Here is a 26292-nt window from a genome sequence, read left to right as displayed (position 1 = left end):
CTTTGCGACGCCTGGAGGGTCTGTGGAATAGACCCTCCAGAGCGTTTGCTGCCGCATGGCAAAACCCCTCGACTTCGCCAAAACGTGGTTTGCCGCCAAAGGCTGGAAGCCGTTCGCCTTCCAGAAAGACGTATGGACGGCGGTCAAGGACGGCCAGTCGGGCTTGCTGCACGCCAGCACCGGCGCCGGCAAAACCTACGCCCTGTGGTTTGCCGCCCTCAATCGTTTCGCCACCACCCGCCCGCCGGCCTCCGGTAAACGTAAACCACCGGCAGAGCCGCTCACTGTGCTGTGGATCACGCCCATGCGTGCGTTGGCCGCCGATACCGCACGCGCCCTCGAAGCGCCGCTCGAGGCCTTGCAGATTCCCTGGAGCGTCGGCCTGCGCACCGGCGACACCAGCAGCAGCGAACGCGCCCGGCAAACCCGACGCCAGCCCACCGCGCTGGTCACCACCCCGGAAAGCCTGACCCTGATGCTCGCCCGCGCCGACAGCGAAACGAGCCTGGCGCACCTGCGCATGGTGGTGGTGGATGAATGGCATGAGCTGATCGGCAACAAGCGCGGCGTGCAGTTGCAACTGGCGTTGGCGCGTCTGCGGCGCTGGCACCCCGAACTGATGGTCTGGGGCATTTCGGCCACCCTCGGGAACCAGTCCCATGCCTTGGAGGTGCTGGTCCCACAAGGGGACGGGATTAATGTACAGGGGCAAACGGCCAAGCAGTTGCACGTCGACACCTTGCTGCCGCCCACCGCCGAGCGGTTTCCGTGGGCCGGGCATATCGGCTTGAAGATGCTGCCGCAGGTGGTCGCCGAAGTCGACGCCAGCAGCAGTTGCCTGGTGTTTACCAACACGCGGGCGCAGTCGGAAATCTGGTATCAGGCGTTGCTGGAGACGCGGCCCGATTGGGCCGGGGTGATTGCCCTGCACCATGGCTCGCTGTCCCGCGAGACCCGCGACTGGGTGGAGCGGGCGTTGAAAGACGGTCAGCTGAAGGCAGTGGTGTGCACATCCAGCCTGGACCTGGGGGTGGATTTTTTACCGGTGGAGCGCGTGCTGCAAATCGGCTCGGCCAAAGGCGTGGCGCGTCTGATGCAACGCGCCGGGCGCTCGGGTCATGCACCCGGACGGCCGTCGCGGGTGACCCTGGTGCCGACCCACAGCCTGGAACTGGTGGAAGCCGCTGCGGCCCAGGACGCCATTGCAGAGCGGCGTATCGAAGCCCGCGAATCGCCCCACAAGCCGCTGGATGTGCTCGTACAACATTTGGTGAGCATGGCCCTCGGCGGTGGCTTTACGCCGCAGGCGCTGCTGGCGGAGGTCCGTGGCGCCTGGGCCTATCGTGACCTCACCGAGGCCGATTGGGCCTGGGCCCTGGGCTTTGTACGGCATGGCGGCTTATCGCTGACCGCTTACCCGGATTACCGCCGCGTGGAGCCGGACGAGCATGGCATCTGGCGTGTTCCCGATGCCCGACTTGCGCGCCGCCATCGCATGAGCGTGGGCACCATTGTCAGCGACGCCAGCATCCAGCTGAAATTCTGGAGCAAGGGCGGCGGCGGCAAGAACCTGGGCAGCGTTGAAGAAGGCTTTATTGCACGGCTCAAGCCGGGTGATGGCTTCTTGTTTGCCGGCCGCCTGCTGGAATTGGTGCGAGTGGAAAACATGACCGCCTATGTGCGCCGCAGCAGCGCCAAAAAAGCCGCGGTACCGCGCTGGAATGGCGGGCGCATGCCCCTTTCCAATGAGCTGGCCCAAGCCGTGGTGGAGCGCTTCGATGCGGCGGCGCACGGGCTCTACGAGGGCCCGGAAATGCAGGCGGTGCAACCGCTGCTGCAGACGCAGTTGCGCTGGTCCGGCTTGCCGACGCGCACACACTTGCTGGCCGAAGCCTTGAAATCGCGGGAGGGCTGGCACCTGTTCCTCTACCCGTTTGCCGGCCGCCAGGTGCACCTGGGGCTGGCGAGCCTATTGGCGTGGCGGGTCAGCCAGCAGCAGCCTGTGACATTCTCGATTGCCGTCAACGATTACGGCTTGGAGTTGCTCAGCGCCACCGAGGTGGATTGGCCACGCTTACTGAATGAGGCGCTATTGAGCCCGAAGCAGTTGTTGGCAGACGTGGCAGCCAGCCTGAACGCCGGAGAACTGGCCCTGCGCCGCTTTCGCGAGATTGCGCGTATCGCCGGGCTGGTGTTTGCCGGTTACCCCGGCGCGCCGAAAAGCACGCGCCAAGTGCAAGCTTCCAGCGGGCTGTTCTTTGAGGTGTTCAAGCAATATGACCCGCAGAACCTGTTGCTGGCCCAGGCGGGTGAAGAAGTCCTGCGCGATGAGCTGGATATTCGTCGGCTGGAAGAGACCTTGCTTCGCCTCTCGGCGCTGACACTGGACTTGCATGTAATTGAACGTCCTACACCCCTGGCCTTCCCGCTGCTGGTAGAACGGATGCGCGAAAGCATGAGTTCGGAAAAACTCTCGGAGCGCATTGCGCGGATGGTCAAGGACTTGGAAAAAGTCGCCGATAACGGCAAACGCTGATGGTGTGCTCAGTCACGCTGGAGGGCGAAGAATTGTGGCTGTTGGCGGATAAGGCGCTCTACTGGCCGGGGCGCGAGTGCCTGCTGATCGCCGATGCACACTTTGGCAAGGCATCGGCCTACCGCAGCCTGGGCCAGCCGGTACCGCAAGGCACCACCACCGAGAACCTGCAGCGCCTGGATCGGCTGTTGGCGGCCGTGCCGTGCGCACACGTGATCTTTCTCGGCGACTTCCTGCATGGGCCCGGCTCCCACGCCAGCGGTACCCTCAGCGCCTTGAGAGCCTGGCGAGCACGTCATTGCGACCTGTCGATGACCTTGATTCGCGGTAATCACGATAAACGCGCGGGCGACCCACCGGCTGACTTGAGGATCGACGTAGTGCCGGAGCCACTGCTGATGGGGCCTTTCGCCCTGCAACACGAACCGCACGCCCATGCCAGCCACCATGTGCTGGCGGGGCATGTGCACCCGGTGTATCGCTTGCGCGGCAAGGGCCGGCAGAGCCTGCGCCTGCCGTGCTTTCAGTTCGGCACGCGCGTCAGCCTGCTACCGGCGTTTGGGGCGTTTACCGGGGGGTATGCAGTCGATCAGGACAATGACCACCGAATCTTTGTCATCGGCGATCACCAGGTGTGGCAGGTTCGCTGACCCGCCTTCCGTGCCTCAGGCGACCGGCGCGGGAGGCGGCTCATCCGGAAGGGTTGGCTCACCGGGCTCGGTGGGCTGCTGGGGCCAATCTTCATCAGGTTGGCCGGGGATACCGCCCGCATACGCGGGGTCGGCCATCAGGGACCAGGCCAGAACGCCAATCTGGTTGGGTTCAAGCCGGGCAAGTTCTGCGCTGATTCGCGGGTCAATCTTCATAAGGCACTCCTCAAGCGTGGCTCGGCGCGTTTTGCACGCACCGAGGCAGTACACCCAATAGAGTCACTTTCTGCGGACTAATTCCCTTTACGCGTAGGACCTTTCGATCAAGCGCGTGGCAAGGTGACGCCGCGCTGGCCCTGGTACTTGCCGGCCCGGTCTTTGTAGGACACTTCACAGGCCTCGTCAGACTGCAGGAACAGCATCTGCGCCACGCCTTCGTTGGCGTAGATCTTCGCAGGCAGGGTGGTGGTGTTGGAGAACTCCAGGGTCACGTGGCCTTCCCACTCAGGCTCAAGCGGCGTCACGTTGACGATAATGCCGCAACGCGCGTAGGTGCTTTTACCCAGGCAAATGGTCAGCACGTCGCGGGGGATACGGAAGAACTCCACGGTGCGTGCCAGGGCAAAGGAGTTGGGCGGGATAATGCACACGTCGCTTTTCACGTCGACGAAGCTCTTTTCGTCAAAGTTCTTCGGATCGACGATCGCCGAGTTGATGTTGGTGAACACCTTGAACTCATCGGCGCAACGCACATCGTAGCCGTAGCTGGAAACGCCGTACGAGATCACGCGGTCATCGCCTTCGCCACGAATCTGGCGCTCAACGAAGGGCTCGATCATGCCGTGCTCTTGCGCCATGCGGCGAATCCACTTGTCCGATTTGATGCTCATGGCGGGTGTCCTGAATAGCGAGGTGGAAAAATCTGTGTGGCATCTTACCGGGGCCGGCGTTGGGGTTCAAAGGGCGTGGATCTTTTCTTGATGAATGTGCCGGCAGCTATAAGGTTCAGCCAGCGGGGCCGGGCCCCGTATTGCCGCAACCGGCGCCTGTAAATACCACCGCCAGTCACGAAAATAGAGAAACCTTCGGAAATACCATTGGCACGTCCCGGAAAAAGGGTTAAGGTGGCGCCACTGTGCTGCTTGTGTCACTGAGAATCTCTACACGATATGTTGAATTTCGATCCAACCATCTCCAAGAATTTTTCCTGCTCTTTGCACTCAGTCTCGGCCAGGGCTTTTCCTGAGTCGCAGTTAACTTTGTCCAAGGAGATACACCATGTCTAATCGCCAAACTGGTACCGTTAAGTGGTTCAACGATGAAAAAGGCTTCGGCTTCATCACTCCACAATCCGGTGACGACCTGTTCGTTCACTTCAAAGCTATCCAATCCGACGGCTTCAAAAGCCTGAAAGAAGGCCAACAGGTTTCTTTCATCGCTACCCGCGGTCAGAAAGGCATGCAAGCTGAAGAAGTTCAAGTTATCTAACTTGTACTGACTTAGTCGAAAAGACCCCGCCCTTAAAAGCGGGGTTTTTTTATGCCTGGAATTTGGTATTAACACCCATTTGATACCTGACACAAAAAATGTGGGAGGGGGCTTTCTCCCGATGGCGGCGTAGCAGTCGATACTTGCATTGACTGACACACTGCTATCGGGGGCAAGCCCCCTCCCACATTCAAGCATTCAAGCTGTGTCGTTATTGAAACAACGACTCACTCGACAGGCCATTCTTCTCCAGAATCTCGCGCAAGCGCTTGAGCCCTTCCACCTGGATTTGCCGCACCCGCTCACGGGTCAGGCCGATCTCCAGGCCTACGTCCTCCAGCGTGCTGCTCTCATGACCACGCAGGCCAAAGCGGCGAATCACCACCTCACGCTGTTTGTCAGTGAGTTCCGACAGCCACTGGTCAATGCTTTGGGAAAGATCAACGTCCTGCAGCAGCTCGCAAGGATCCGTAGGACGATCATCCGTCAGGGTGTCCAGCAGGGTTTTATCCGAATCCGGACCCAGCGAGACGTCGACCGAAGACACCCGCTCGTTAAGACCAAGCATGCGCTTGACCTCCCCTACCGGTTTTTCCAGCAAGTTGGCGATTTCTTCGGGCGAGGGTTCATGATCGAGTTTTTGAGTGAGCTCGCGCGCTGCCCGCAGGTAGACGTTGAGCTCCTTGACCACATGGATCGGCAACCGGATCGTGCGGGTCTGATTCATGATCGCCCGTTCGATGGTCTGGCGAATCCACCAGGTAGCATAGGTCGAGAAGCGGAAGCCCCGCTCAGGGTCGAACTTCTCCACAGCCCGGATCAAGCCCAGGTTGCCCTCCTCGATCAGGTCCAACAAGGACAGCCCACGATTGACGTAGCGTCGGGCGATTTTCACCACCAGGCGCAGGTTGCTTTCAATCATGCGCTTGCGCCCAGCCGGATCCCCCTTTTGCGATAAGCGCGCAAAATGGACTTCTTCTTCGGGGGTCAGCAGAGGGGAAAAGCCGATTTCATTGAGGTACAACTGGGTCGCATCGAGCGCCCGCGTGTAATCAATGTATTTGTGTTGCTTTAACGCGGTGGAGTTCTTGGATTTGGTGCGAACTGAAGGTACAGCAGGTCCCTCATTCGACATCGATTCCGTAGCGATACCGGTCTCCATAAGGAGAACCTCATCGTCGATGTCAAACTCCGGCGCTTCTTTACTGAGAGCCATTGTTATAGTCCTTTGGTGAGTTCGACCTCAAGCTCAAGCGACGCCTTTATCCTTGGCAACGCTGGAGCCTGTTCCTTCTACGCGAGGAACAGGCTGTGCAACACATCAACGACGGGGTAGGAATTGCAGCGGATCTACAGGCTTCCCTTGACGGCGAATCTCAAAGTGCAGTTTCACCCGGTCTGTACCAGTTGACCCCATTTCGGCAATTGTCTGTCCGACTTTGACTTGCTGCCCCTCCCGAACCAACAGCCTACGGTTGTGGCCGTAAGCACTGACGTAGGTATCGCTGTGTTTGATGATGACCAGCTCGCCGTAGCCCCGCAAACCACTCCCGGCGTACACCACCGTCCCATCAGACGCAGCTAAAACAGGCTGTCCCAAATCCCCGGCAATATCAATGCCTTTATTCAAACTGCCGTTTGAAGAGAATTTCCCAATTAACACTCCATTTGAGGGCCATCCCCAACCGGTCGGCGCAGGCCCTGCAGGGGGCAACGGCGCGGGTGCCGGCTTGTTCGCAACACTCGGCGAAGCGGTACCGGCAGGCCGGGTGATGATGGTGGTTTTGCTCGAAGACGACGGCGAAGATCCGGTGTTTGTCACAACTGCCGTAGGGGTAGAACCGGTGCGACCGTCAAAGCGAATCGTCTGACCCGGATGTATCGTGTAAGGCACGGGAATATTGTTACGGGCTGCGAGCGCCTTGTAGTCCCAGCCATATCGGAAGGCGATCGAGAACAGCGTGTCGCCCTTGCGCACCACATATTGCCCGGTCGTTACCGTCGGCTTTTGCGGCGCGGCGTTATTGCGGTCAACGACCCGCGCACCGCTGCTTGGCGAGCTGGAGCACCCTACCAGAAGGGAACCAAAGACAAGGCCAAGCACCAGTCGCTGAAAACTTGTTTTACTCATACGCTGCGCAAGACCTGTGAGACTCACCCGCCGCTCCCTTTGTGGTGGCTGAACATGAACGCCTGTATCAGGCTTGAAATATGACGCAAGTATAACTGGGCATTGAAGTTTTACCGTCACGCGACTGAAACGAATCATTCAGTGCGTTGAATCGATCTGCCCATCATGTTGATTTGATAGACCCCGCCGTAAGACACATCCTCACCGACAGAATTCACTGCCAGCGTGAAATGATCAGGCCAGCGGGCCGTTGAGTAACGGAACAAATCGTACGGCCCCCAATACATGTCGGGAAAAGCCATTCTCTTCACGGACAATAAGCATCAATTGTTGCACTTCACCGGACCCCACCGGGATGACCAGGCGCCCGCCCGGGGCCAGCTGGTCGAGCAACGCTTGCGGAACATCAGTGGCCACGGCGGTGACGATAATCCCGTTGTACGGCGCCAGTGCCGGCCACCCTTCCCAACCATCGCCCCAGCGGAATACCACGTTGCGCAGGTTCAGCTCCACCAGGCGTTCCTTGGCGCGATCCTGCAGCACCTTGATGCGCTCCACCGAGAACACCCGCTCCACCAGTTGCGACAGCACGGCCGTCTGGTAGCCGGAACCAGTGCCGATCTCCAGCACCTTGTCCAACGGCCCCGCCGCCAGCAGCAGCTCACTCATGCGCGCAACCATATAAGGCTGGGAGATGGTCTGGTTATGGCCGATGGGCAATGCCGTGTCTTCATAGGCACGATGGGCCAAGGCTTCATCGACAAAGAGGTGCCGAGGCGTACGCCGGATCACTTCCAACACCTGGGCGTTGGAAAGCCCCTCTTCGTACAGGCGCTGGATCAAACGCTCACGGGTGCGCTGGGAGGTCATCCCGATGCCCCGGCGCAGCAGGTCGTCTTGTTCACGAGCCATCAGCGCAGCCCCTCCAGCCAGCCATCGAGACTACTGAAGGCATCACTGAAGGTGCGATCAAGTTGCAACGGGGTAATCGACACATAGCCTTGCATCACCGCGTGAAAGTCCGTGCCTGGGCCACCGTCTTCGGCATCGCCCGCTGCCGCGATCCAATAGCCTTCCTTGCCACGCGGGTCGACCACCTTCAACGGTGCTGCCGCACGGGCGCGATGGCCCAGGCGCGTAAGCTGGATGCCGCGAATGTGGTCGAGGGGCAAATTGGGAATATTGACGTTGAGCACCGTGCGCGGCGGCAGGTCCAGGGAGCCATGGGCCTCCACCAGCTTGCGTGCGAAATAGGCCGCGGTGGGCAAGTTGTCCAATTGGCGCGATGCCAACGAAAATGCAAACGAGGTCCGGCCGAGGAAGCGCCCTTCAAGCGCCGCCGCCACCGTACCGGAATACAGCACGTCGTCGCCCAGGTTGGCGCCGAGGTTGATGCCCGACACCACCAGGTCCGGCTCGTGATCCAACAGGCTGTTGATCGCCAGGTGCACGCAGTCGGTGGGGGTGCCGTTCACACTGATAAAGCCATTGGCCAGAACCTGCGGGTGCAGCGGACGGTCGAGCGTCAGCGAACTGCTGGCGCCGCTCTTGTCCTGGTCGGGGGCAACCACCACGCACTCGGCGTAACCTTCCAGCGCACCATAGAGCGCGGCAAGACCGGGTGCGGTGGCACCGTCATCGTTTGATATCAGAATACGCATGGGCTGTCCGTCTGCCCCACCGGCACCAGATCAACAAGCTCGCGCACCAAGACAGTGGCGAAGCATCCGGCCGGCAGGACGAATTCCAATTGCAGAATGTCAGGCCCGGGATAATGCCACGTCAACCCGCCAATGGGCAGTCGCAGAATGCGACGTTCCTGGCTCATGCCGGCATTCACCAGCCAATCACGCAGGTCGGCTTCACCGGCGGCAACCGCCTGCTCCAACTCAAACGTGACGCCTGTCGCCGGAGAATCACCCTCGCCCCACTGCGGGCCGGTGGGGTGAAGGTCCAGGATCGCCAGGCGCGGGTCGCTGCACTCAGCCTCCCCCGCCGGAAAAAAGCTGCGACTGTCGGTGAACGCCAACAGATCGCCCACTTGCGCGCGCTGCCAGGAACCGTCGGCGACGCGCGCCGCCAGCACTTTGTTGAACAGGAAGCTACGCGCGGTTGACAACAACCGCGAACGCACATTGCGCTGCTCCGGGAGGGCCTTGCGCGCCGCCCATTCCCGCGCGTCGACGACATTGCCACCGTTGTGGCCAAAACGCTGGGTGCCGAAATAGTTGGGAATGCCGTACTGGGCAATCAATTTCAGCCGCGCGTCGATGGCGGCGGTATCACCGGCCAATTGGGTCAGGCGCAAGGTAAAACCGTTGGCCGAGTGCGCGCCACGCTGCAGCTTGCGCTTGTGGCGGGCGGTTTTCAGGATCTTGAGGGTGTCGTTTTCCGCACCGCTCATGTCCGGATCGGCCTTGCCCGGCAGTTGTACGCTGAACCACTGGCGGGTCAACGCCTGACGATCCTTGAGCCCGGCATAGCTGACGGTGCGCAACGGCACGCCAGCCGCCTTGGCGATACGCCGCGCGGCTTCCTCGGTATTGAGCCCGCGCTTCTCAACCCACAACCACAGGTGCTCGCCTTCGCCGGTGAACGGAATATCGAGTACTTCGTCGACCTGGAAATCTTCAGCCGTGGCCTTCAGAACCGCGCTGCCCAGGGCCTCGCCATAGGCACGCGGGCCCAGCAGTTGCAGGTCGTTCATGCGCACAGCAACAAGGCGACGGAGTGCACCGCGATGCCCTCTTCACGACCGGTGAACCCGAGCTTTTCGGTGGTGGTGGCTTTCACGTTGACTTGATCCAATTCAATTTGCAGGTCTGCGGCAATCAGTGCGCGCATGGATTCGATATGCGGGGACATTTTTGGCGCCTGGGCCACGATGGTGTTATCGACGTTACCGACCTTCCAGCCCTTGGCATGGATCAGGCCAACCACATGGCGCAGCAAGACACGGCTGTCCGCGCCCTTGAAGGTGGGATCGGTATCCGGAAAGTGCTTGCCGATATCGCCCAGCGCCGCCGCGCCGAGCAAGGCATCGCTCAAGGCATGCAATACAACGTCGCCGTCGGAATGAGCCAGCAACCCATGGTGGTGCGCAATGCGCACGCCGCCCAGGGTGATGAAATCGCCTTCAGCGAAACGGTGCACATCGTAGCCGTGGCCAATACGCATAAAAAAACGCCCCGATTTAATTCAGGGCGTGATTCTACCTACTTTTGCCTCACATTAACCGAGCAAAGCACGCCCATGATGTCGCAAATGGTCTTCGATGAAGCTGGCGATAAAGAAGTAGCTGTGGTCGTAGCCAGGCTGCAGGCGCAGTTCCAGTGGATGGTTCGCCGCCTTGGCCGCTTGCTGCAAGGCTTCGGGCTTGAGCTGCACCGCGAGGAAATCGTCGCGGTCGCCCTGATCCACCAGCAGTGGCAGCTTTTCCGAGGCTTCGCCGATCAGCACACAGGCATCCCATTCGCGCCATTTGGCGCGTTCTTCTCCCAGATAACGGGAGAAGGCTTTCTGGCCCCACGGGCAATCCATCGGGTTGTTGATCGGCGAAAACGCCGACACCGACAGGTAACGCCCGGGGTTGCGCAAGGCACACACCAACGCACCGTGGCCGCCCATGGAGTGGCCACTGATGCCGCGTTTGTCCGAAGCCGGGAAATGCGCTTCAACCAATGCCGGCAATTCCTGCACCACGTAGTCATGCATCCGATAGTGCTTGGCCCACGGCTCCTGCGTGGCATTCAGGTAAAACCCTGCGCCCAGGCCGAAATCCCAGGCGTTATCCGGGTCGCCCGGTACACCTGGCCCACGCGGGCTGGTGTCCGGCGCCACGATGATCAACCCCAGCTCCGCCGCCATGCGCTGGGCACCGGCTTTCTGCATGAAGTTCTCATCGGTGCAGGTCAGGCCGGACAGCCAGTACAGCACCGGCAGCTTGCCGCCCTGCTCCGCTTGCGGCGGCAGGTAGACGGCGAAGGTCATGTCGCAGCCGAGCACATCCGAGTGATGCTTGTAGCGTTTATGCCAGCCGCCGAAGCTCTTCTGGCACGACAGGTTTTCCAGACTCATGGCCGACCTCAGAAGTGGATGACGGTACGAATGCTCTTGCCTTCATGCATCAGGTCAAACGCTTTGTTGATGTCTTCCAGGCCCATGGTGTGGGTGATGAACGTGTCCAGCGGAATCTCGCCGGTCTGGGCCATTTCCACGTAGCTTGGCAATTCAGTACGGCCGCGTACGCCACCGAACGCCGAGCCACGCCAGACGCGACCGGTCACCAGCTGGAATGGACGGGTGGAGATTTCCTGGCCAGCACCGGCAACGCCGATGATCACCGACTCGCCCCAACCCTTGTGGCAGCACTCGAGCGCGGCACGCATCAGTTGCACGTTGCCGATGCACTCGAAGGAAAAGTCCACGCCGCCGTCAGTCAAATCGACAATCACGTCCTGAATCGGGCGGTCATAGTCTTTCGGGTTGATGCAGTCGGTGGCGCCCAGTTGCTTGGCGATCTCGAACTTGGCCGGGTTGATGTCAATCGCAATGATACGGCCGGCCTTGGCCTTGACCGCACCGATCACGGCTGACAGGCCGATACCGCCGAGACCGAAGATGGCCACGGTGTCGCCCGGCTTGACCTTGGCGGTGTTGATCACAGCACCGATGCCGGTGGTGACGCCGCAGCCGAGCAGACAGACCTTCTCCAGCGGTGCTTCTTTAGGAATCTTGGCGACGGAAATTTCCGGCAGCACGGTGTACTCGGAGAACGTCGAGGTGCCCATGTAGTGGAAAATCGGCTGACCCTTGTAGGAGAAACGCGTGGTGCCATCCGGCATCAGGCCTTTGCCTTGGGTGGAACGAATGGCCTGACACAGGTTGGTCTTACCCGACAGGCAGAATTTGCACTTGCCGCACTCCGGGGTGTACAGCGGGATCACATGGTCGCCCACCGCCACCGAAGTCACGCCTTCACCGACGGCTTCGACCACCGCACCGCCTTCATGACCAAGGATGGACGGGAAGATGCCTTCCGGGTCAGCGCCAGACAGGGTGTAGGCGTCAGTGTGGCAAACCCCGGAGGCGACCACACGCAACAGCACTTCGCCCGCCTTGGGCATGGCCACATCGACTTCCACGATCTCGAGGGGTTTCTTGGCTTCAAAGGCAACGGCAGCGCGGGACTTGATCATCCAGGTTTCTCCAGGGAGTTAAAAGCTGATGGAGAGAGTGTAAAACATGCCTCCATGATTAATAATCCAGGCAAAAGCAAAACTTTATTGCTATACAGGGATAATCGCCATGCTGGAGAACCGCTGGGAAGGCATCGATGAATTCGTTGCCGTCGCCGAATGCAGCCAATTTACGGCGGCTGCCGAGCGACTGGGTGTGTCTTCGTCCCACATCAGCCGCCAGGTGGCACGCCTGGAAGAGCGCCTGCAAACACGGTTGCTGTATCGCAGCACCCGGAAGGTGACCCTGACTGAAGCGGGTCAGACATTTCTGCAACATTGCCAGCGCTTACAGGACGGCCGCGAAGAAGCCCTGCGCGCCGTGGGTGACCTCACCAGCGAACCGAAAGGGATGTTGCGCATGACCTGCGCGGTGGCCTATGGCGAACGTTTCATCGTGCCACTGGTGACGCGGTTCATGGGCCTGTACCCGCAATTGCGGGTGGATATCGAACTGAGCAACCGCCAACTGGATCTGGTGCACGAAGGCCTCGACCTGGCGATTCGCCTGGGACGCTTGCAGGATTCGCGCATGGTCGCCAGCCGCCTCGCGCCTCGGCGCATGTACCTGTGCGCGTCGCCGTCCTACCTGGCCCGGTACGGACGCCCACACAGCTTGTCGGAGTTGAGTCGGCATAACTGCCTGATCGGCAGCTCGGATATTTGGCAATTGGCCCAGGACGGGCGGGAATTTTCCCAACGGGTACAGGGCAACTGGCGCTGCAACAGTGGGCAAGCGGTTTTGGATGCGGCGCTGCAAGGGGTGGGGTTGTGTCAACTGCCCGACTATTACGTGCTGGAGCACCTGCACAGCGGCGCATTGGTGTCGCTGCTGGAGGCGCATCAGCCGCCGAATACGGCGGTGTGGGCGCTGTATCCGCAACAACGGCACTTGTCGCCGAAGGTCAGGAAGTTGGTGGATTTCTTGAAAGAGGGGTTGGCCGAGCGGCCGGAGTACAGCAGTTGATTAACGACGATTCGCCCAACGCAACCGCAGCCACTCCAGGTCTTCCGGCCGGGTCACCTTGATATTGTCCGATCGCCCTTCGATCAAACGCGGCGCCTGTCCAGACCATTCCATGGCTGAGGCTTCATCGGTGATCAGCGCTTCGGCCACCAGGCTGTCAGCCAACGCGCGATGCAAGGCCCCCAGGCGGAACATCTGCGGCGTGTAGGCCTGCCAGATCAAGCTGCGGTCGACGGTTTCCACCACCCGCCCCTGCTTGTCGACGCGCTTGAGGGTGTCGCGGGCCGGCACAGCCAGCAAGCCGCCTACCGGATCGTCCGCCAACTCGGCCAGCAACTTGTCGAGGTCATCACGGCTCAGGTTAGGCCGCGCCGCATCATGCACCAACACCCAATCGTCATCGCTGGCGCCCAGGACATTGAGTTGCAGCAGCGCATTGAGCACCGAACCCGAGCGCTCCGAACCACCGTCCGCACGTTGGATACGCGGGTCTGCGGCACACGCCAGGCTGGGCCAATACGGATCATCAACAGCAAGACTGACCACCAACCCCTTGAGGCTGGGGTGGTCGAGAAAACAGCCAAGGCTGTGTTCGAGAATAGTGCGCCCGCCCAACTGCAAGTATTGCTTGGGACGGTCCGCGACCATACGGGCACCGACGCCCGCGGCAGGTATCACGGCCCAGAAGGCCGGCAAACGGTAACTCATTGAGCCAACTGGTAGAGGGTTTCGCCCTCCTTGACCATGCCCAACTCATGACGGGCCCGCTCTTCAACGGTCTCGGTACCCTTTTTCAGCTCAAGCACCTCTGCATCGAGGACGCGGTTGCGCTCCAGCAGGCGTTCGTTCTCGGCGTGCTGGTCGGCAATTTGCTGGGTCAAGTCTTTTACCTGCGCAAAGCTGCCATTACCTACCCATAGGCGGTATTGCAGGCCAGCCAGCAACAAGAGCAAGACGAGGAACAACCAATTGGGACTGCGCATCGAATATCGGGTATCCAGTGAAAAAACACGCCATGCAAAACTTTTACAGCAACTGATAGCACGAAGCCTGGAAAAACCAGGCTTGTGCTTGATAGCCATCAGATTAGCGCCGAAATGTTCACTATCGTGAATTTTCCGACGCAATCTGCCGACTTTTTACCATCTACCGATCAGCCGCGAAACTCGCCGCGACCGTTGTACTTGGCTTTGCCGGCCAGTTGCTCTTCGATACGCAGCAATTGGTTGTACTTGGACACACGGTCAGAGCGGCACAGAGAGCCGGTCTTGATCTGGCCCGCCGAAGTGCCCACGGCCAGGTCGGCGATGGTCGAGTCTTCGGTTTCGCCGGAGCGGTGCGAGATCACGGCGGTGTAGCCCGCGGCCTTGGCCATCTGGATGGCTTCCAGGGTTTCGGTCAGGGTACCGATCTGGTTGAACTTGATCAGGATCGAGTTGGCGATCTTTTTGTCGATGCCTTCTTTCAGGATCTTGGTGTTGGTCACGAACAGGTCGTCGCCCACCAGCTGCACTTTTTCGCCGATCTTGTCGGTGAGGATCTTCCAGCCATCCCAGTCGGACTCGTCCAGGCCGTCTTCGATCGAGATGATCGGGTAGCGCTGGGTCAGGCCCTTCAGGTAGTCGGCAAAACCTTCGGAGTTGAACACCTGGCCTTCGCCGGACAGGTTGTATTTGCCATCTTCGTAGAATTCGCTGGCGGCGCAGTCCAGGGCCAGGGTCACGTCGGTGCCCAGCGTGTAGCCGGCGTTGGCCACGGCTTCCGAGATCACTTTCAGTGCATCTTCGTTGGATGCCAGGTTCGGTGCGAAACCACCTTCGTCACCTACGGCAGTGCTCAGGCCACGGGCTTTCAGCACGGCTTTGAGGTGATGGAAAATCTCGGTGCCCATGCGCAGGCCTTCGGAGAAGGTCTTGGCGCCGACCGGCTGCACCATGAATTCCTGGATGTCGACGTTGTTATCGGCATGCTCGCCACCGTTGATGATGTTCATCATCGGAACCGGCATCGAGTAGACACCCGGGGTACCGTTCAGGTTGGCGATGTGGGCGTACAGCGGCAAATCCTGGTCCTGGGCGGCGGCCTTGGCAGCAGCCAGGGACACGGCGAGGATGGCGTTGGCGCCGAGGCTGCCTTTGTTTTCAGTGCCGTCGAGCTTGATCATCGCGTGGTCCAGGGCTTTCTGGTCCAGCGGGTCTTTGCCCAGCAGCAGGTCACGGATCGGGCCGTTGATGTTGGCTACAGCCTTGAGGACACCCTTGCCCAGGTAACGGCTCTTGTCGCCATCACGCAGTTCCAGCGCTTCGCGCGAACCTGTGGAAGCACCGGACGGCGCGCAGGCGCTGCCGATGATGCCGTTATCGAGAAGCACGTCGGCTTCGACGGTGGGGTTGCCACGGGAGTCGAGAACTTCACGACCTTTGATGTCGACGATTTTTGCCATTGTTGTAAACACTCCAAAGTTGACGAAAACGACGCAGCTGAAGGAAATCTTTTGACCGACCGCAAGGGTGGAACAACGGGGCAGGCTTGCAGGCGACAAGGCTCAGGCCCGTAGGCCTGAGCGTAAAGCGTGGGAAAGTCTACCGGAGAATCAACGCTTACGCGGTCTCTACCGTCGGAAAACTCTTGACCAGTTCGTCCAACTGCTTGAGCTGGGCCAGGAATGGTTCCAGCTTGTCCAGGCGCAGGGCACATGGGCCGTCGCATTTGGCGTTGTCCGGGTCCGGGTGGGCTTCCAGGAACAGACCGGCGAGGGACTGGCTGATGCCGGCCTTGGCCAGGTCCAGTACCTGGGCACGGCGCCCACCGGCGGAGTCGGCGCGACCACCAGGCATTTGCAGCGCGTGGGTCACGTCGAAGAACACCGGGTATTCGAACTGTTTCATGATGCCGAAACCGAGCATGTCCACCACGAGGTTGTTGTAGCCGAAGCTCGAACCACGCTCGCAGAGAATCAACTGGTCGTTACCCGCTTCCACGCACTTGTTCAGGATGTGTTTCATTTCCTGGGGTGCGAGGAACTGGGCTTTCTTGATATTGATCACAGCACCGGTCTTGGCCATCGCAACGACCAGGTCGGTCTGGCGTGACAGAAAGGCCGGCAACTGGATGATGTCGCACACCTCGGCGACCACGGCAGCCTGTTCAGGCTCGTGGACGTCGGTGATGATCGGCACGCCGAAGGCTTGCTTGATGTCCTGGAAGATCCGCATGCCTTCTTCAAGGCCCGGGCCGCGATAGGAGGTAACGGACGAACGGTTGGCCTTGTCGAAGCTGGCCTTGAACACGTAAGGGATACCCAGTTTCTCGGTAACCTTTACGTACTCTTCACAGACCTGCATCGCCATGTCACGGCTTTCCAGCACGTTCATGCCGCCGAACAGCACCATGGGCTTGTCGTTGGCAATCTCGATGTCGCCTACGCGAATGATCTTCTGGGCCATCAGGTTTACGCCTTCTTCTGGTGTTGCGTCAGTGCAGCCTTGACGAAACCGCTGAACAACGGGTGACCGTCACGTGGAGTCGAGGTGAACTCTGGGTGGAACTGGCAAGCGACGAACCACGGATGATCCGGGGCCTCGACCACTTCAACCAGCGCGCCATCACCGGAGCGACCGGAGATTTTCAGGCCAGCTTCTTTGATTTGCGGCAGCAGGTTGTTGTTCACTTCGTAGCGGTGACGGTGACGCTCGACGATCACGTCCTTGCCGTAGCAATCGTGAACCAGGGAACCCGGCTCCAGCAGGCAGTCTTGCGCGCCAAGGCGCATGGTGCCGCCCAGGTCGGAGCTTTCGGTACGGGTTTCGACAGCGCCGGTGGCGTCTTCCCACTCGGTGATCAAGCCCACGACCGGGTGGCCGCTCTTGCTGTCGAACTCGGTGGAGTTGGCGTCTTTCCAGCCCATCACGTTACGGGCGAATTCGATAACGGCCACTTGCATGCCCAGGCAGATGCCCAGGTACGGCACCTTGTTCTCACGAGCGTATTGCACGGCGGTGATCTTGCCTTCCACGCCACGCAGGCCGAAACCGCCTGGAACGAGGATCGCATCGACACCTTCGAGCAACGCGGTGCCCTGGTTCTCGATGTCTTCGGAATCGATGTAGCGCAGGTTGACCTTGGTACGGTTGCTGATGCCCGCGTGGCTCATCGCTTCGATCAGCGACTTGTACGCGTCCAGCAGTTCCATGTACTTGCCGACCATGGCGATGGTGACTTCGTGCTCAGGGTTGAGCTTGGCGTCAACCACGGCTTCCCACTCGGACAGGTCCGCGCCGTTGCACTGCAGGCCGAAACGCTCGACCACAAAATCATCCAGGCCTTGCGAATGCAGGATGCCCGGGATCTTGTAGATGGTGTCGGCGTCTTCCAGGGCGATCACCGCACGCTCTTCAACGTTGGTGAACTGCGCGATCTTGCGACGCGAGGAAATGTCGATCGGGTGATCGGAGCGGCAGACCAGCACGTCCGGCTGCAGGCCGATGGAACGCAGTTCCTTGACCGAGTGCTGGGTAGGCTTGGTTTTGGTCTCGCCGGCAGTGGCGATGTACGGCACCAACGTGAGGTGCATCAGCATCGCGCGCTTGGCGCCGACTTCGAAACGCAGCTGGCGGATGGCTTCGAGGAATGGTTGGGATTCGATGTCACCCACGGTGCCACCGATCTCGACCATCGCCACGTCGGCATCGCCTGCACCCTTGATGATGCGGCGCTTGATTTCGTCGGTGATGTGCGGGATCACCTGGATGGTTGCACCCAGGTAGTCACCACGGCGCTCTTTGCGCAGTACGTGCTCGTAGACACGGCCGGTGGTGAAGTTGTTGTTCTGGGTCATGGTCGTGCGGATGAACCGCTCGTAGTGGCCCAGGTCCAGGTCGGTCTCGGCGCCGTCGTGTGTGACGAACACTTCACCGTGCTGGAACGGGCTCATGGTGCCCGGGTCGACGTTGATGTACGGGTCCAGCTTGAGCATGGTGACTTTAAGCCCCCGCGCCTCCAGGATGGCCGCCAATGAAGCGGAGGCAATGCCTTTCCCCAATGAAGAAACAACACCGCCCGTGACGAATATGTAGCGCGTCATGAAAAACCCTAGAAGTCTGCGTTAAAGCGGTCCGAGCCGCCGGGGAAAGCGAAGAGAGGCCGAAGCCCCCGATCACCTGCATTAATCACAGTGCACCTTTCAAAAAAACCGCCGCGTTGTGACAGACCAGCAATGAAACACCGGTACGTTGATCGCTACACATTTTTTGGAATCGCCCAGCAAAGACTGCTTGGTAATCGGCAACTGCTGCGATTCAGGCGAATCCACAGAAGTTGTATCAAGAAGGGAGCGTAGTCTACCGGAAAGGCGCTATCAGCTCAAACCTTGATCGCAGGTCTGTGGTATCCAATCTAATTGCCAGCCTTCGCGCGGTGCTCCCCGGAGTCCAGTGAGGTGAGGCACGCCGAGCAATTGCTCGCCCTGATAGAGCAGCGGCAATCTGCCACGGACGAACACTGGCACTCCACATTCATTAAGCAGACGCTTCAAGTCGCGCCGGCCTCGGCCTGGCACATCGAGCATTTCACCGCCCTGGCGATAACGGACTTCCAAAGGGCCTTCGGGCGCCTTGCCGATAATCTTCAGCAGGCCATTGCCAGGTAACTCTAGTGGGTTTCGCGGATCAGGCCAGCTCACCGACCCGTGGGAAAATTCCGACCAGACGCCAGGCAGCCACCAAATGCGCTCGCCGCAACGGTGCAATTCCCCATCGGCAAGACGCCATAAGGGCTGTGCGTCGCCCTTGGCATCACGTAGGGAATACCAGCCAGCCCAATGGTCGCTGTCGGGTAACCGGGTCAGCGGAGCCAGCCAATGGCGCAGGGCGTTGAGCTGGCGAGCATCGGAAAGTTCGCGCAGTGGACCGAGCGCCAATGATGGCAAAAGCAGCCAAGGAAACCGTGAAGGTTGATCGGCGGCTTGCAGGTCCATACAGGCTAACTCGCCCAGCAACGCCTGGGCCTCACCGAGGTGCTCGGCAGTGCGGGCCAGGCTGGAGACGGCTTGGGGCCAACGCTCCGTCAACGTCGGGATCACGCGGTGCCGCAGGTAATTACGGGAGAAGCGTGGATCGGCGTTGGAAGGATCTTCAATCCACTTGAGTTGATGATCACCGGCATAGGCTTCCAACTCGACGCGCGAGACATCCAGCAACGGCCGCACCAGAAAACCACCCGCCAACGGACGATGCGCAGGCATTGCGGCGAGCCCGCGCACCCCAGCACCGCGCAGTAGACGGAATAGCAGCGTTTCGGCTTGATCATCACGATGTTGGCCGGTGAGCACTGCTTCCCCCACCCTGGCCATTTCGGTAAACGCCTGGTAACGCGCCTCACGGGCGGCACGCTCAAGGCTGGCGCCGGGCTGCACGTGCACGTGCATAACCCGCAAGGGTACGCCCAGGCTGTCGCACACCGACTGGCAATGGCTTGGCCAGGCGTCGGCAACAGCCTGCAGACCATGGTGGACATGGACAGCGCTGAGGGGCGGTAATGTTTCGGATTTTGCCAGGCTGGCCAGGAGATGCAGAAGGACAGTGGAATCAAGCCCACCTGAGAAAGCGATATGCCAGGCCGGGGCGTTGCGCCAGGGGGACAGGGCTTGCAGGAGCTTGGCGGGCAAGGTTGGTTTCATCAAACGTTACCGCCGCAAATCTGGAATACGTTGACCAAGCATACACAAAGCAAATGTGGGAGGGGGCTTGCTCCCGATAGCGGTGGGTCAGTCACGAGATGTGGTGACTGAGCTCCTGCAATCGGGGGGCAAGCCCCCTCCCACATTAAATTACGGCGTCGGCTTACAGACCGTAGCTCATCAGGCGCTCGTAGCGACGGGCCAGCAGCGCTTCGTTATCCAGCTTATTGAGCATCGCCAGTTGCGAACCCAACTCGGCACGGATAGTGGCGGCGGCGGCGGCCGGGTCGCGGTGGGCGCCGCCCAATGGCTCGGCGATCACTTTGTCGACGATACCCAGGCCCTTGAGGCGATCGGCAGTGATGCCCATGGCTTCGGCAGCGTCCGGCGCCTTTTCTGCGGTTTTCCACAGGATCGAGGCGCAACCTTCCGGCGAGATCACCGCGTAGGTCGAATATTGCAGCATGTTCAACTGGTCACAGACACCGATGGCCAGTGCACCGCCAGAACCACCCTCACCGATCACCGTGGCAATGATTGGGGTTTTCAGACGAGACATGACGCGCAGGTTCCAGGCAATGGCTTCGCTCTGGTTGCGTTCTTCGGCGTCGATACCTGGGTAAGCACCCGGCGTATCGATAAAGGTCAGGATCGGCATCTTGAAGCGCTCGGCCATTTCCATCAAACGGCAGGCCTTACGGTAGCCTTCCGGACGCGGCATGCCGAAGTTACGGCGTACCTTCTCGCGCACTTCACGGCCTTTCTGGTGACCGATGACCATGACCGGCTGGTCGTCCAGGCGAGCGATACCGCCCACGATGGCCGCGTCGTCGGAGAAGTGGCGGTCGCCGTGCAGCTCGTCGAACTCGGTGAAGATGTGCTGAATGTAGTCCAGGGTGTACGGACGGCGCGGGTGGCGGGCCAGGCGCGCAATCTGCCAGCTGGTCAGCTTGCCGAAGATGTCTTCGGTGAGCGTGCTGCTCTTGTCTTGCAGGCGAGCGATCTCATCGCCGATATTCAGCGAATTGTCATTGCCGACCAGGCGCAGCTCTTCGATCTTGGCTTGCAGGTCAGCGATCGGCTGTTCGAAATCAAGAAAATTCGGGTTCATAAGCGTCCGTCTTGGGTCGACGGCCAAGGGTTGCCTGGCCAGCCGGTTGTCTATTCGCGCCCTACCTTAAGGGAGAGGCGCGTTTAGGTCGAGATTAAATGTTCAGCCGAGGTCAGGCGCTCTGACCGTCAACGGTATTGGAGGAAGACGTTGTCACGGCCGAACTGGTCACGCAAAGCTTGAATCAAGCCATCAGCAGGATCAATTCGCCAGGTCTCACCGAACTGCAACATCGCCTTGGCGTCGTTGCCGGTGTACTCCATGGTCACCGGGCAGGCGCCGCGATGACGCTTGAGCAGGTCACCCAACCAGCGTAGCTGATCGCCCTTGAGGGCTTCGGTTTTCACCTTCAGGCGCAGGCTTTCGGCCAGGTTGGTGCGTGCATCCTCCATGCTCATCACCCGCTTGATCCGCAGACGCAGGCCGCCGGAGAAGTCATCGTTGCTGACCTCCCCTTCCACCACCACCATGGCGTCGGTCTGCAGCAGCGACTGCGCAGAGTGAAACGCGTCGGCAAACAGCGACGCTTCGATCCGGCCCGAGCGGTCGTCGAGGGTGATAAAGCCCATCTTGTCGCCTTTTTTGTTTTTCATCACCCGCAAGGCGATGATCATGCCGGCGACGGTCTGGGTATCCCGCGCCGGTTTCAGGTCGATGATGCGCTGACGGGCGAAGCGGCGGATTTCGCCTTCATATTCGTCAATCGGGTGGCCGGTCAGGTAGAGGCCCAAGGTGTCTTTCTCACCCTTGAGGCGCTCCTTGAGGGTCAGCTCCTTGGCCTTGCGATGGTTGGCGTACACATCGGCATCTTCTTCGACGAACAACCCGCCAAACAGGTCGGCGTGACCGCTGTCGTGGGTCCGGGCGGTCTGTTCGGCGGCCTTGATCGCTTCTTCCATGGCGGTGAGCAGCACCGCGCGGTTGCGATCGATATTTGCCTGGTACGCCTTCGGCTCATCATGGAAATACGGGCCGAGACGGTCGAGTGCGCCGCTGCGGATCAGGCCATCGAGGGTGCGTTTGTTGATGCGCTTGAGGTCAACCCGCGCGCAGAAGTCGAACAAATCCTTGAACGGCCCGTCCTGGCGCGCTTCGGTGATGGCTTCCACCGGGCCTTCGCCCACGCCCTTGATCGCGCCCAGGCCATAGATGATGCGACCTTCGTCGTTCACCGTGAACTTGAACTCCGAGGCGTTAACGTCCGGCGCGTCGAGGCGCAGCTTCATGGTGCGCACTTCCTCGATCAAGGTCACGACCTTGTCGGTGTTGTGCATATCCGCCGAAAGTACCGCAGCCATGAACGGCGCCGGGTAGTGGGCTTTCAGCCAGGCGGTCTGGTACGACACCAGGCCGTAGGCGGCGGAGTGGGATTTATTGAAGCCATAACCGGCGAATTTTTCCACCAGGTCGAAAATGTTACCGGCGAGGTCCGCGTCGATATTGTTGGTGGCGCAACCTTCAATGAAACCGCCGCGCTGCTTGGCCATTTCCTCGGGCTTTTTCTTACCCATAGCACGACGCAGCATGTCCGCACCACCGAGGGTGTAGCCGGCCATGACCTGGGCGATCTGCATCACCTGTTCCTGGTACAGGATGATGCCGTAGGTCGGCGCCAGTACTGGCTTGAGGCCTTCGTACTGGTAGTCGGAGTGCGGGTACGCCAGCTCGGCGCGACCGTGCTTACGGTTGATGAAGTCATCCACCATGCCTGATTGCAGCGGGCCCGGACGGAACAGGGCCACCAGTGCGATCAAGTCTTCCAGGCAGTCGGGCTTGAGCTTTTTGATCAGCTCTTTCATTCCGCGGGATTCAAGCTGGAACACCGCCGTGGTTTCGGCTTTTTGCAGCAAGGTGTAGGTCGGCTTGTCGTCCAGCGGGATAAACGCGATATCCAGTGGTTCTTCGTTGACCTTGGCGCGGTCGCGGTTGATGGTCTTGAGCGCCCAGTCGATGATCGTCAGGGTCCGCAGGCCAAGGAAGTCGAACTTCACCAGGCCGGCCGCCTCCACATCGTCCTTGTCGAACTGGGTGACCAGGCCGCCGCCCTCTTCATCGCAATAGATCGGCGAAAAGTCAGTCAGCTTGGTCGGCGCGATAACCACGCCACCGGCGTGTTTACCGACGTTACGCACCACGCCTTCGAGCTTGCGCGCCATGTCCCAGATTTCGGCGGCTTCTTCATCGACCTTGATGAAGTCGCGCAGGATCTCTTCCTGCTCGTAGGCTTTTTCCAGGGTCATGCCGACTTCGAACGGGATCATCTTCGACAGGCGGTCCGCCAGGCCGTAGGACTTGCCCTGCACCCGCGCCACGTCACGGATTACCGCCTTGGCCGCCATGGAACCGAAGGTGATGATCTGGCTCACGGCGTTGCGGCCATATTTCTCGGCCACGTATTCGATCACGCGGTCCCGGCCGTCCATGCAGAAGTCGACGTCGAAGTCGGGCATGGAGACCCGTTCCGGGTTCAGGAACCGTTCGAACAGCAGGTCATATTCCAGCGGGTCTAGGTCGGTGATCTTCTGTACATAGGCGACCAGCGAACCAGCACCCGAGCCCCGGCCCGGACCGACCGGTACGCCGTTGCTCTTGGCCCACTGGATAAAGTCCATCACGATCAGGAAGTAACCGGGAAACCCCATCTGGATGATGATATCCAGCTCGAAATTCAGCCGGTCGACGTAGACCTGGCGCTTGGCCTCGTAATCTTCGGTAGTGTCCTTGGGCAGCAGGACGGACAGACGCTCCTCCAGACCATCAAACGACACCTTGCGGAAATACTCATCGATGGTCATGCCATCGGGAATCGGGAAGTTGGGCAAAAAGTGTTTGCCCAGCTTCACTTCGATATTGCAGCGTTTGGCGATCTCAACGGAGTTTTCCAGGGCCTCGGGCAGGTCGCTGAACAGCTCGGCCATCTCCTCCGCGCTCTTGAGGTACTGCTCTTCGCTGTAGTTCTTGGAGCGGCGCGGGTCATCCAGGGCCCGGCCTTCGCCGATGCACACGCGTGTTTCGTGGGCCTCGAAATCTTCCTTCTTGATAAAGCGCACATCGTTGGTCGCCACCAAGGGCGCGCCCAGCTTGTCGGCCAGGGCCACGGCGGCGTGCAGATGCTCTTCATCGTTGGGACGATTGGTGCGCTGGACTTCCAGGTAGAAACGGTCGGGGAAGACCTGCATCCACTCCCTCGCCAGCACTTCGGCCTCATGGGGATTACCGCCCAGCAGCGCGATACCGATCTCGCCCTCTTTGGCGGCCGACAGCATGATCAGGCCTTCGCTGGCCTCGGCGACCCATTCGCGCTCGATGATGATGGAGCCGTTGCGCTGACCGTCGATAAATCCACGGGAAATCAATTCGGTGAGGTTGCGATAACCCACGCCATTCATCGCCAGGAGGCTGATGCGGCTCAGGGGGTTATCCGGGTCTTTGTTGGACAGCCACAGGTCGGCGCCGCAGATCGGCTTGATGCCGGCGCCCATGGCGTTCTTGTAGAACTTGACCAGGGAGCACATGTTGTTTTGATCGGTAACCGCGACCGCAGGCATGTTCATGCCCACCAGGGTCTTGACCAGCGGTTTGATCCGTACCAGGCCGTCGACCAGGGAGTATTCAGTGTGCAGGCGCAGGTGAACGAATGAAGCCGGCATAGTGATCCTGTCCAGAAACTTAGAAACAACAAGGCCCGGGATTGTACCGGGCCTTGGCAAAAACATCAGCCTTGCGACTAAACCTCGCTGAGGTTCTCGCGCAGCTCATAAGCCTGGCGCACCGGGGCAAACGAGCGTCGGTGGATCGGCGTTGGACCGAGACGGGCCAGGGCTTCCAGATGAACGGGCGTCGGATAGCCCTTGTGCCCTCCGATGCCGTAGCCGGGGTAGATCAATTCGAACGCCGCCATTTCACGGTCTCGGCTGACCTTGGCCAGGATCGAAGCCGCTGCAATGGCAGGCACCTTGCTATCACCCTTGACCACCGCTTCAGCCGGCATCGCCAGCTTCGGGCAACGGTTGCCGTCGATCATCGCCAGTTTTGGGGTGATATGCAGACCTTCAACGGCACGCTGCATGGCCAGCATCGTGGCGTGCAGAATATTCAACTCGTCGATTTCTTCGACTTCAGCCCGGGCGATATGCCAACTCAGGGCCTTTTCACAGATTTCGTCGTAGAGTTTTTCACGACGCGCTTCAGTGAGTTTTTTCGAGTCGTTGAGGCCCAGGATCGGACGGTTCGGATCAAGGATCACGGCCGCCGTAACCACCGCGCCACACAGCGGGCCGCGCCCCACTTCGTCAACACCGGCCACCAGTTCGTGGGTTTGGGCAACCAGGCTGAAATCCAGGCCTATTTGCGTGCTCATAAAGCTTCCTGTTTTTGGCCGATCAAGGTCAATACGGCGTCCGCCGCCTGGTTCGATGCATCACGGCGCAGGGTGCGGTGGATGTCGTCAAAACCACGGGTCTGTTCTTCGCCGCCGTCGATCAAGGGTAGTAGGGTTTGCGCGAGGGCTTCGGGCGTTGCATCGTCCTGCAACAACTCCGGCACCAACAGGCGCTGGGCCAGCAAGTTGGGCAGGGAGATGTAAGGACTTTTGACCATGCGCTTGAGAATCCAGAACGTCAGCGGTGCCAGGCGATAGGCCACGACCATCGGGCGCTTGTACAGCAGCGCCTCCAAGGTCGCGGTACCCGAAGCGATCAGCACTGCATCACAGGCCGCCAAGGCCAGGTGCGACCGACCGTCGAGCAGGGTTAATGGCAGATTGCGCCCGACCAACAGTGTTTCGATTTGCGCGCGCCGTTGCGGGCTGGCGCAGGGCAACACGAAACGTACCCCGGGCTTCAAGGCTTGCAGGCGCTCGGCAGCATCGAAAAACACGCTGGCAAGACGGCCGACTTCGCCGCCTCGACTGCCCGGCATCAGCGCGACGAGCGGGCCTTCGGGCAACCCCAGCTCGGCACGCGCTGCTGCACGGTCAGCCTGCAAAGGAATATTGTCAGCCAGGGTATGCCCGACAAACCGTACCGGCACGCCCTTCTCCTCGTAGAACCTGGCTTCGAACGGCAACAGGGTCAACATCAGGTCGCAGCCTTCGCGGATCTTCAACACACGCTTCTGCCGCCACGCCCACACAGAGGGACTGACGTAGTGCACGGTCTTGATCCCGGCCTGACGCAACTTGAGTTCGATATTGAGGGTGAAGTCCGGCGCATCGATTCCGATAAAGACATCGGGCTTTTCTTCGATCAGCGTCTGGATCAGCAGCTTGCGACGAGCCAGCAGCTCACGCAAGCGACCCAACACCTCGACCAGGCCCATGACCGACAGACGCTCCATGGGGAAGTATGACGTAAGGCCTTCGGCCTGCATCAGCGGGCCGCCGACACCGATAAATTCCACCGCAGGGTGCCGCGCCTTGAGCGCCCGCATAAGACCTGCGCCCAAAATGTCGCCGGAAGCTTCTCCGGCCACCAGCGCGATACGCAGAGTAGCCAT

24 protein-coding genes are annotated in these 26292 nt (G+C 60.3%); 4 read left to right on the top strand and 20 right to left on the bottom strand.

The features are described 5' to 3' along the window. Positions 1 to 55 precede the first annotated feature (55 nt). Positions 56 to 2536, top strand: a complete 2481-nt coding sequence (locus tag ACHPFG_RS07435) for a ligase-associated DNA damage response DEXH box helicase (protein WP_431701969.1) — start codon at positions 56 to 58, stop codon at positions 2534 to 2536. Continuing rightward, positions 2536 to 3186: a ligase-associated DNA damage response endonuclease PdeM gene (pdeM, locus tag ACHPFG_RS07430; protein WP_184744458.1), complete on the top strand. Its 651-nt coding sequence runs from the start codon at positions 2536 to 2538 to the stop codon at positions 3184 to 3186. Before ACHPFG_RS07435 ends, pdeM begins: the two co-directional genes overlap by 1 nt. Before the next feature lie 15 nt (positions 3187 to 3201). On the opposite strand, the gene ACHPFG_RS07425 is transcribed toward pdeM, so the two are convergent. Next, entirely contained in the window at positions 3202 to 3402 is a 201-nt protein-coding gene (locus ACHPFG_RS07425) for a hypothetical protein (protein ID WP_027604457.1), read from the bottom strand. Between the two features lie 107 nt (positions 3403 to 3509). Next, positions 3510 to 4076, bottom strand: coding sequence for a dCTP deaminase (gene dcd, locus ACHPFG_RS07420; RefSeq protein ID WP_003172320.1), 567 nt, complete (start codon positions 4074 to 4076; stop codon positions 3510 to 3512). A gap of 388 nt (positions 4077 to 4464) precedes the next feature. Here dcd and ACHPFG_RS07415 point away from each other — a divergent pair, with 388 nt between their 5' ends. Then, positions 4465 to 4674 carry a cold-shock protein gene (locus tag ACHPFG_RS07415; RefSeq protein WP_002554837.1) on the top strand — a complete coding sequence of 70 codons (210 nt, stop codon included), beginning with the start codon at positions 4465 to 4467 and terminating at the stop codon, positions 4672 to 4674. A gap of 211 nt (positions 4675 to 4885) precedes the next feature. Here ACHPFG_RS07415 and rpoS read toward each other — a convergent pair whose 3' ends face one another. The 8 genes from rpoS to ACHPFG_RS07375 form a co-directional block, all read right to left on the bottom strand. Further along, entirely contained in the window at positions 4886 to 5890 is a 1005-nt protein-coding gene (gene rpoS, locus ACHPFG_RS07410) for an RNA polymerase sigma factor RpoS (protein ID WP_131697241.1), read from the bottom strand. A gap of 105 nt (positions 5891 to 5995) precedes the next feature. After that, positions 5996 to 6832, bottom strand: a complete 837-nt coding sequence (locus ACHPFG_RS07405) for a peptidoglycan DD-metalloendopeptidase family protein (protein WP_092487660.1) — start codon at positions 6830 to 6832, stop codon at positions 5996 to 5998. Positions 6833 to 7039: 207 nt separating this feature from the next. Then, a complete protein-coding gene (locus ACHPFG_RS07400) occupies positions 7040 to 7675 on the bottom strand; it encodes a protein-L-isoaspartate(D-aspartate) O-methyltransferase (protein ID WP_248083845.1) in 636 nt (211 codons plus the stop codon). Positions 7676 to 7716: 41 nt separating this feature from the next. Beyond that, complete coding sequence (gene surE, locus ACHPFG_RS07395; protein WP_131697244.1) at positions 7717 to 8466, bottom strand: 5'/3'-nucleotidase SurE; 750 nt, start codon at positions 8464 to 8466, stop codon at positions 7717 to 7719. Further along, positions 8454 to 9512: a tRNA pseudouridine(13) synthase TruD gene (gene truD, locus ACHPFG_RS07390; RefSeq protein WP_431701968.1), complete on the bottom strand. Its 1059-nt coding sequence runs from the start codon at positions 9510 to 9512 to the stop codon at positions 8454 to 8456. Before truD ends, surE begins: the two co-directional genes overlap by 13 nt. Then, positions 9509 to 9982 carry a 2-C-methyl-D-erythritol 2,4-cyclodiphosphate synthase gene (gene ispF / locus ACHPFG_RS07385; RefSeq protein WP_431701967.1) on the bottom strand — a complete coding sequence of 158 codons (474 nt, stop codon included), beginning with the start codon at positions 9980 to 9982 and terminating at the stop codon, positions 9509 to 9511. Before ispF ends, truD begins: the two co-directional genes overlap by 4 nt. Positions 9983 to 10036: 54 nt before the next feature. Then, positions 10037 to 10882 carry an S-formylglutathione hydrolase gene (fghA, locus tag ACHPFG_RS07380; protein ID WP_431701966.1) on the bottom strand — a complete coding sequence of 282 codons (846 nt, stop codon included), beginning with the start codon at positions 10880 to 10882 and terminating at the stop codon, positions 10037 to 10039. A gap of 8 nt (positions 10883 to 10890) precedes the next feature. Next, positions 10891 to 12003, bottom strand: a complete 1113-nt coding sequence (locus tag ACHPFG_RS07375; RefSeq protein WP_431701965.1) for an S-(hydroxymethyl)glutathione dehydrogenase/class III alcohol dehydrogenase — start codon at positions 12001 to 12003, stop codon at positions 10891 to 10893. 109 nt (positions 12004 to 12112) lie between these two features. Between ACHPFG_RS07375 and ACHPFG_RS07370 the strand changes: the two genes are divergently transcribed. After that, on the top strand, positions 12113 to 13009 hold the full coding sequence (locus ACHPFG_RS07370; protein WP_058425273.1) for a LysR substrate-binding domain-containing protein: 897 nt from the start codon (positions 12113 to 12115) through the stop codon (positions 13007 to 13009). Here the strand turns inward: ACHPFG_RS07370 and ispD are convergent, their stop codons facing one another. From ispD to lpxB, 10 genes are all read right to left on the bottom strand, one after another. Further along, positions 13010 to 13717, bottom strand: coding sequence for a 2-C-methyl-D-erythritol 4-phosphate cytidylyltransferase (gene ispD, locus ACHPFG_RS07365; protein WP_431701964.1), 708 nt, complete (start codon positions 13715 to 13717; stop codon positions 13010 to 13012). Further along, a complete protein-coding gene (ftsB, locus tag ACHPFG_RS07360; protein WP_003172294.1) occupies positions 13714 to 13992 on the bottom strand; it encodes a cell division protein FtsB in 279 nt (92 codons plus the stop codon). The genes ispD and ftsB overlap by 4 nt, the downstream gene beginning before the upstream one ends. 170 nt (positions 13993 to 14162) lie before the next feature. Beyond that, entirely contained in the window at positions 14163 to 15452 is a 1290-nt protein-coding gene (eno, locus tag ACHPFG_RS07355) for a phosphopyruvate hydratase (protein WP_027604464.1), read from the bottom strand. A gap of 157 nt (positions 15453 to 15609) precedes the next feature. After that, positions 15610 to 16455, bottom strand: coding sequence for a 3-deoxy-8-phosphooctulonate synthase (gene kdsA, locus ACHPFG_RS07350; RefSeq protein WP_010212442.1), 846 nt, complete (start codon positions 16453 to 16455; stop codon positions 15610 to 15612). Between the two features lie 5 nt (positions 16456 to 16460). Beyond that, positions 16461 to 18092, bottom strand: coding sequence for a CTP synthase (locus ACHPFG_RS07345; RefSeq protein WP_053137224.1), 1632 nt, complete (start codon positions 18090 to 18092; stop codon positions 16461 to 16463). 273 nt (positions 18093 to 18365) lie between these two features. Then, the gene (gene tilS, locus ACHPFG_RS07340) at positions 18366 to 19685 is read right to left on the bottom strand and encodes a tRNA lysidine(34) synthetase TilS (RefSeq protein WP_431701963.1); all 1320 of its coding nucleotides are present in this window, start codon (positions 19683 to 19685) and stop codon (positions 18366 to 18368) included. 163 nt (positions 19686 to 19848) lie between these two features. Further along, the gene (locus ACHPFG_RS07335; protein ID WP_431701962.1) at positions 19849 to 20796 is read right to left on the bottom strand and encodes an acetyl-CoA carboxylase carboxyltransferase subunit alpha; all 948 of its coding nucleotides are present in this window, start codon (positions 20794 to 20796) and stop codon (positions 19849 to 19851) included. 128 nt (positions 20797 to 20924) lie between these two features. Next, positions 20925 to 24446 carry a DNA polymerase III subunit alpha gene (gene dnaE, locus ACHPFG_RS07330; RefSeq protein ID WP_131697250.1) on the bottom strand — a complete coding sequence of 1174 codons (3522 nt, stop codon included), beginning with the start codon at positions 24444 to 24446 and terminating at the stop codon, positions 20925 to 20927. A gap of 77 nt (positions 24447 to 24523) precedes the next feature. Next, positions 24524 to 25156 (bottom strand): ribonuclease HII, encoded by a 633-nt coding sequence (gene rnhB, locus ACHPFG_RS07325; protein WP_027604470.1) that lies wholly within the window; start codon positions 25154 to 25156, stop codon positions 24524 to 24526. Continuing rightward, entirely contained in the window at positions 25153 to 26292 is a 1140-nt protein-coding gene (gene lpxB, locus ACHPFG_RS07320; protein WP_431701961.1) for a lipid-A-disaccharide synthase, read from the bottom strand. Before lpxB ends, rnhB begins: the two co-directional genes overlap by 4 nt.

The sequence above is a fragment of the Pseudomonas sp. BR20 genome (assembly GCF_050780135.1).
In the GTDB taxonomy this organism is placed as follows: Bacteria; Pseudomonadota; Gammaproteobacteria; order Pseudomonadales; family Pseudomonadaceae; genus Aquipseudomonas.
This window is presented reverse-complemented; position numbering and strand designations above follow the sequence as displayed.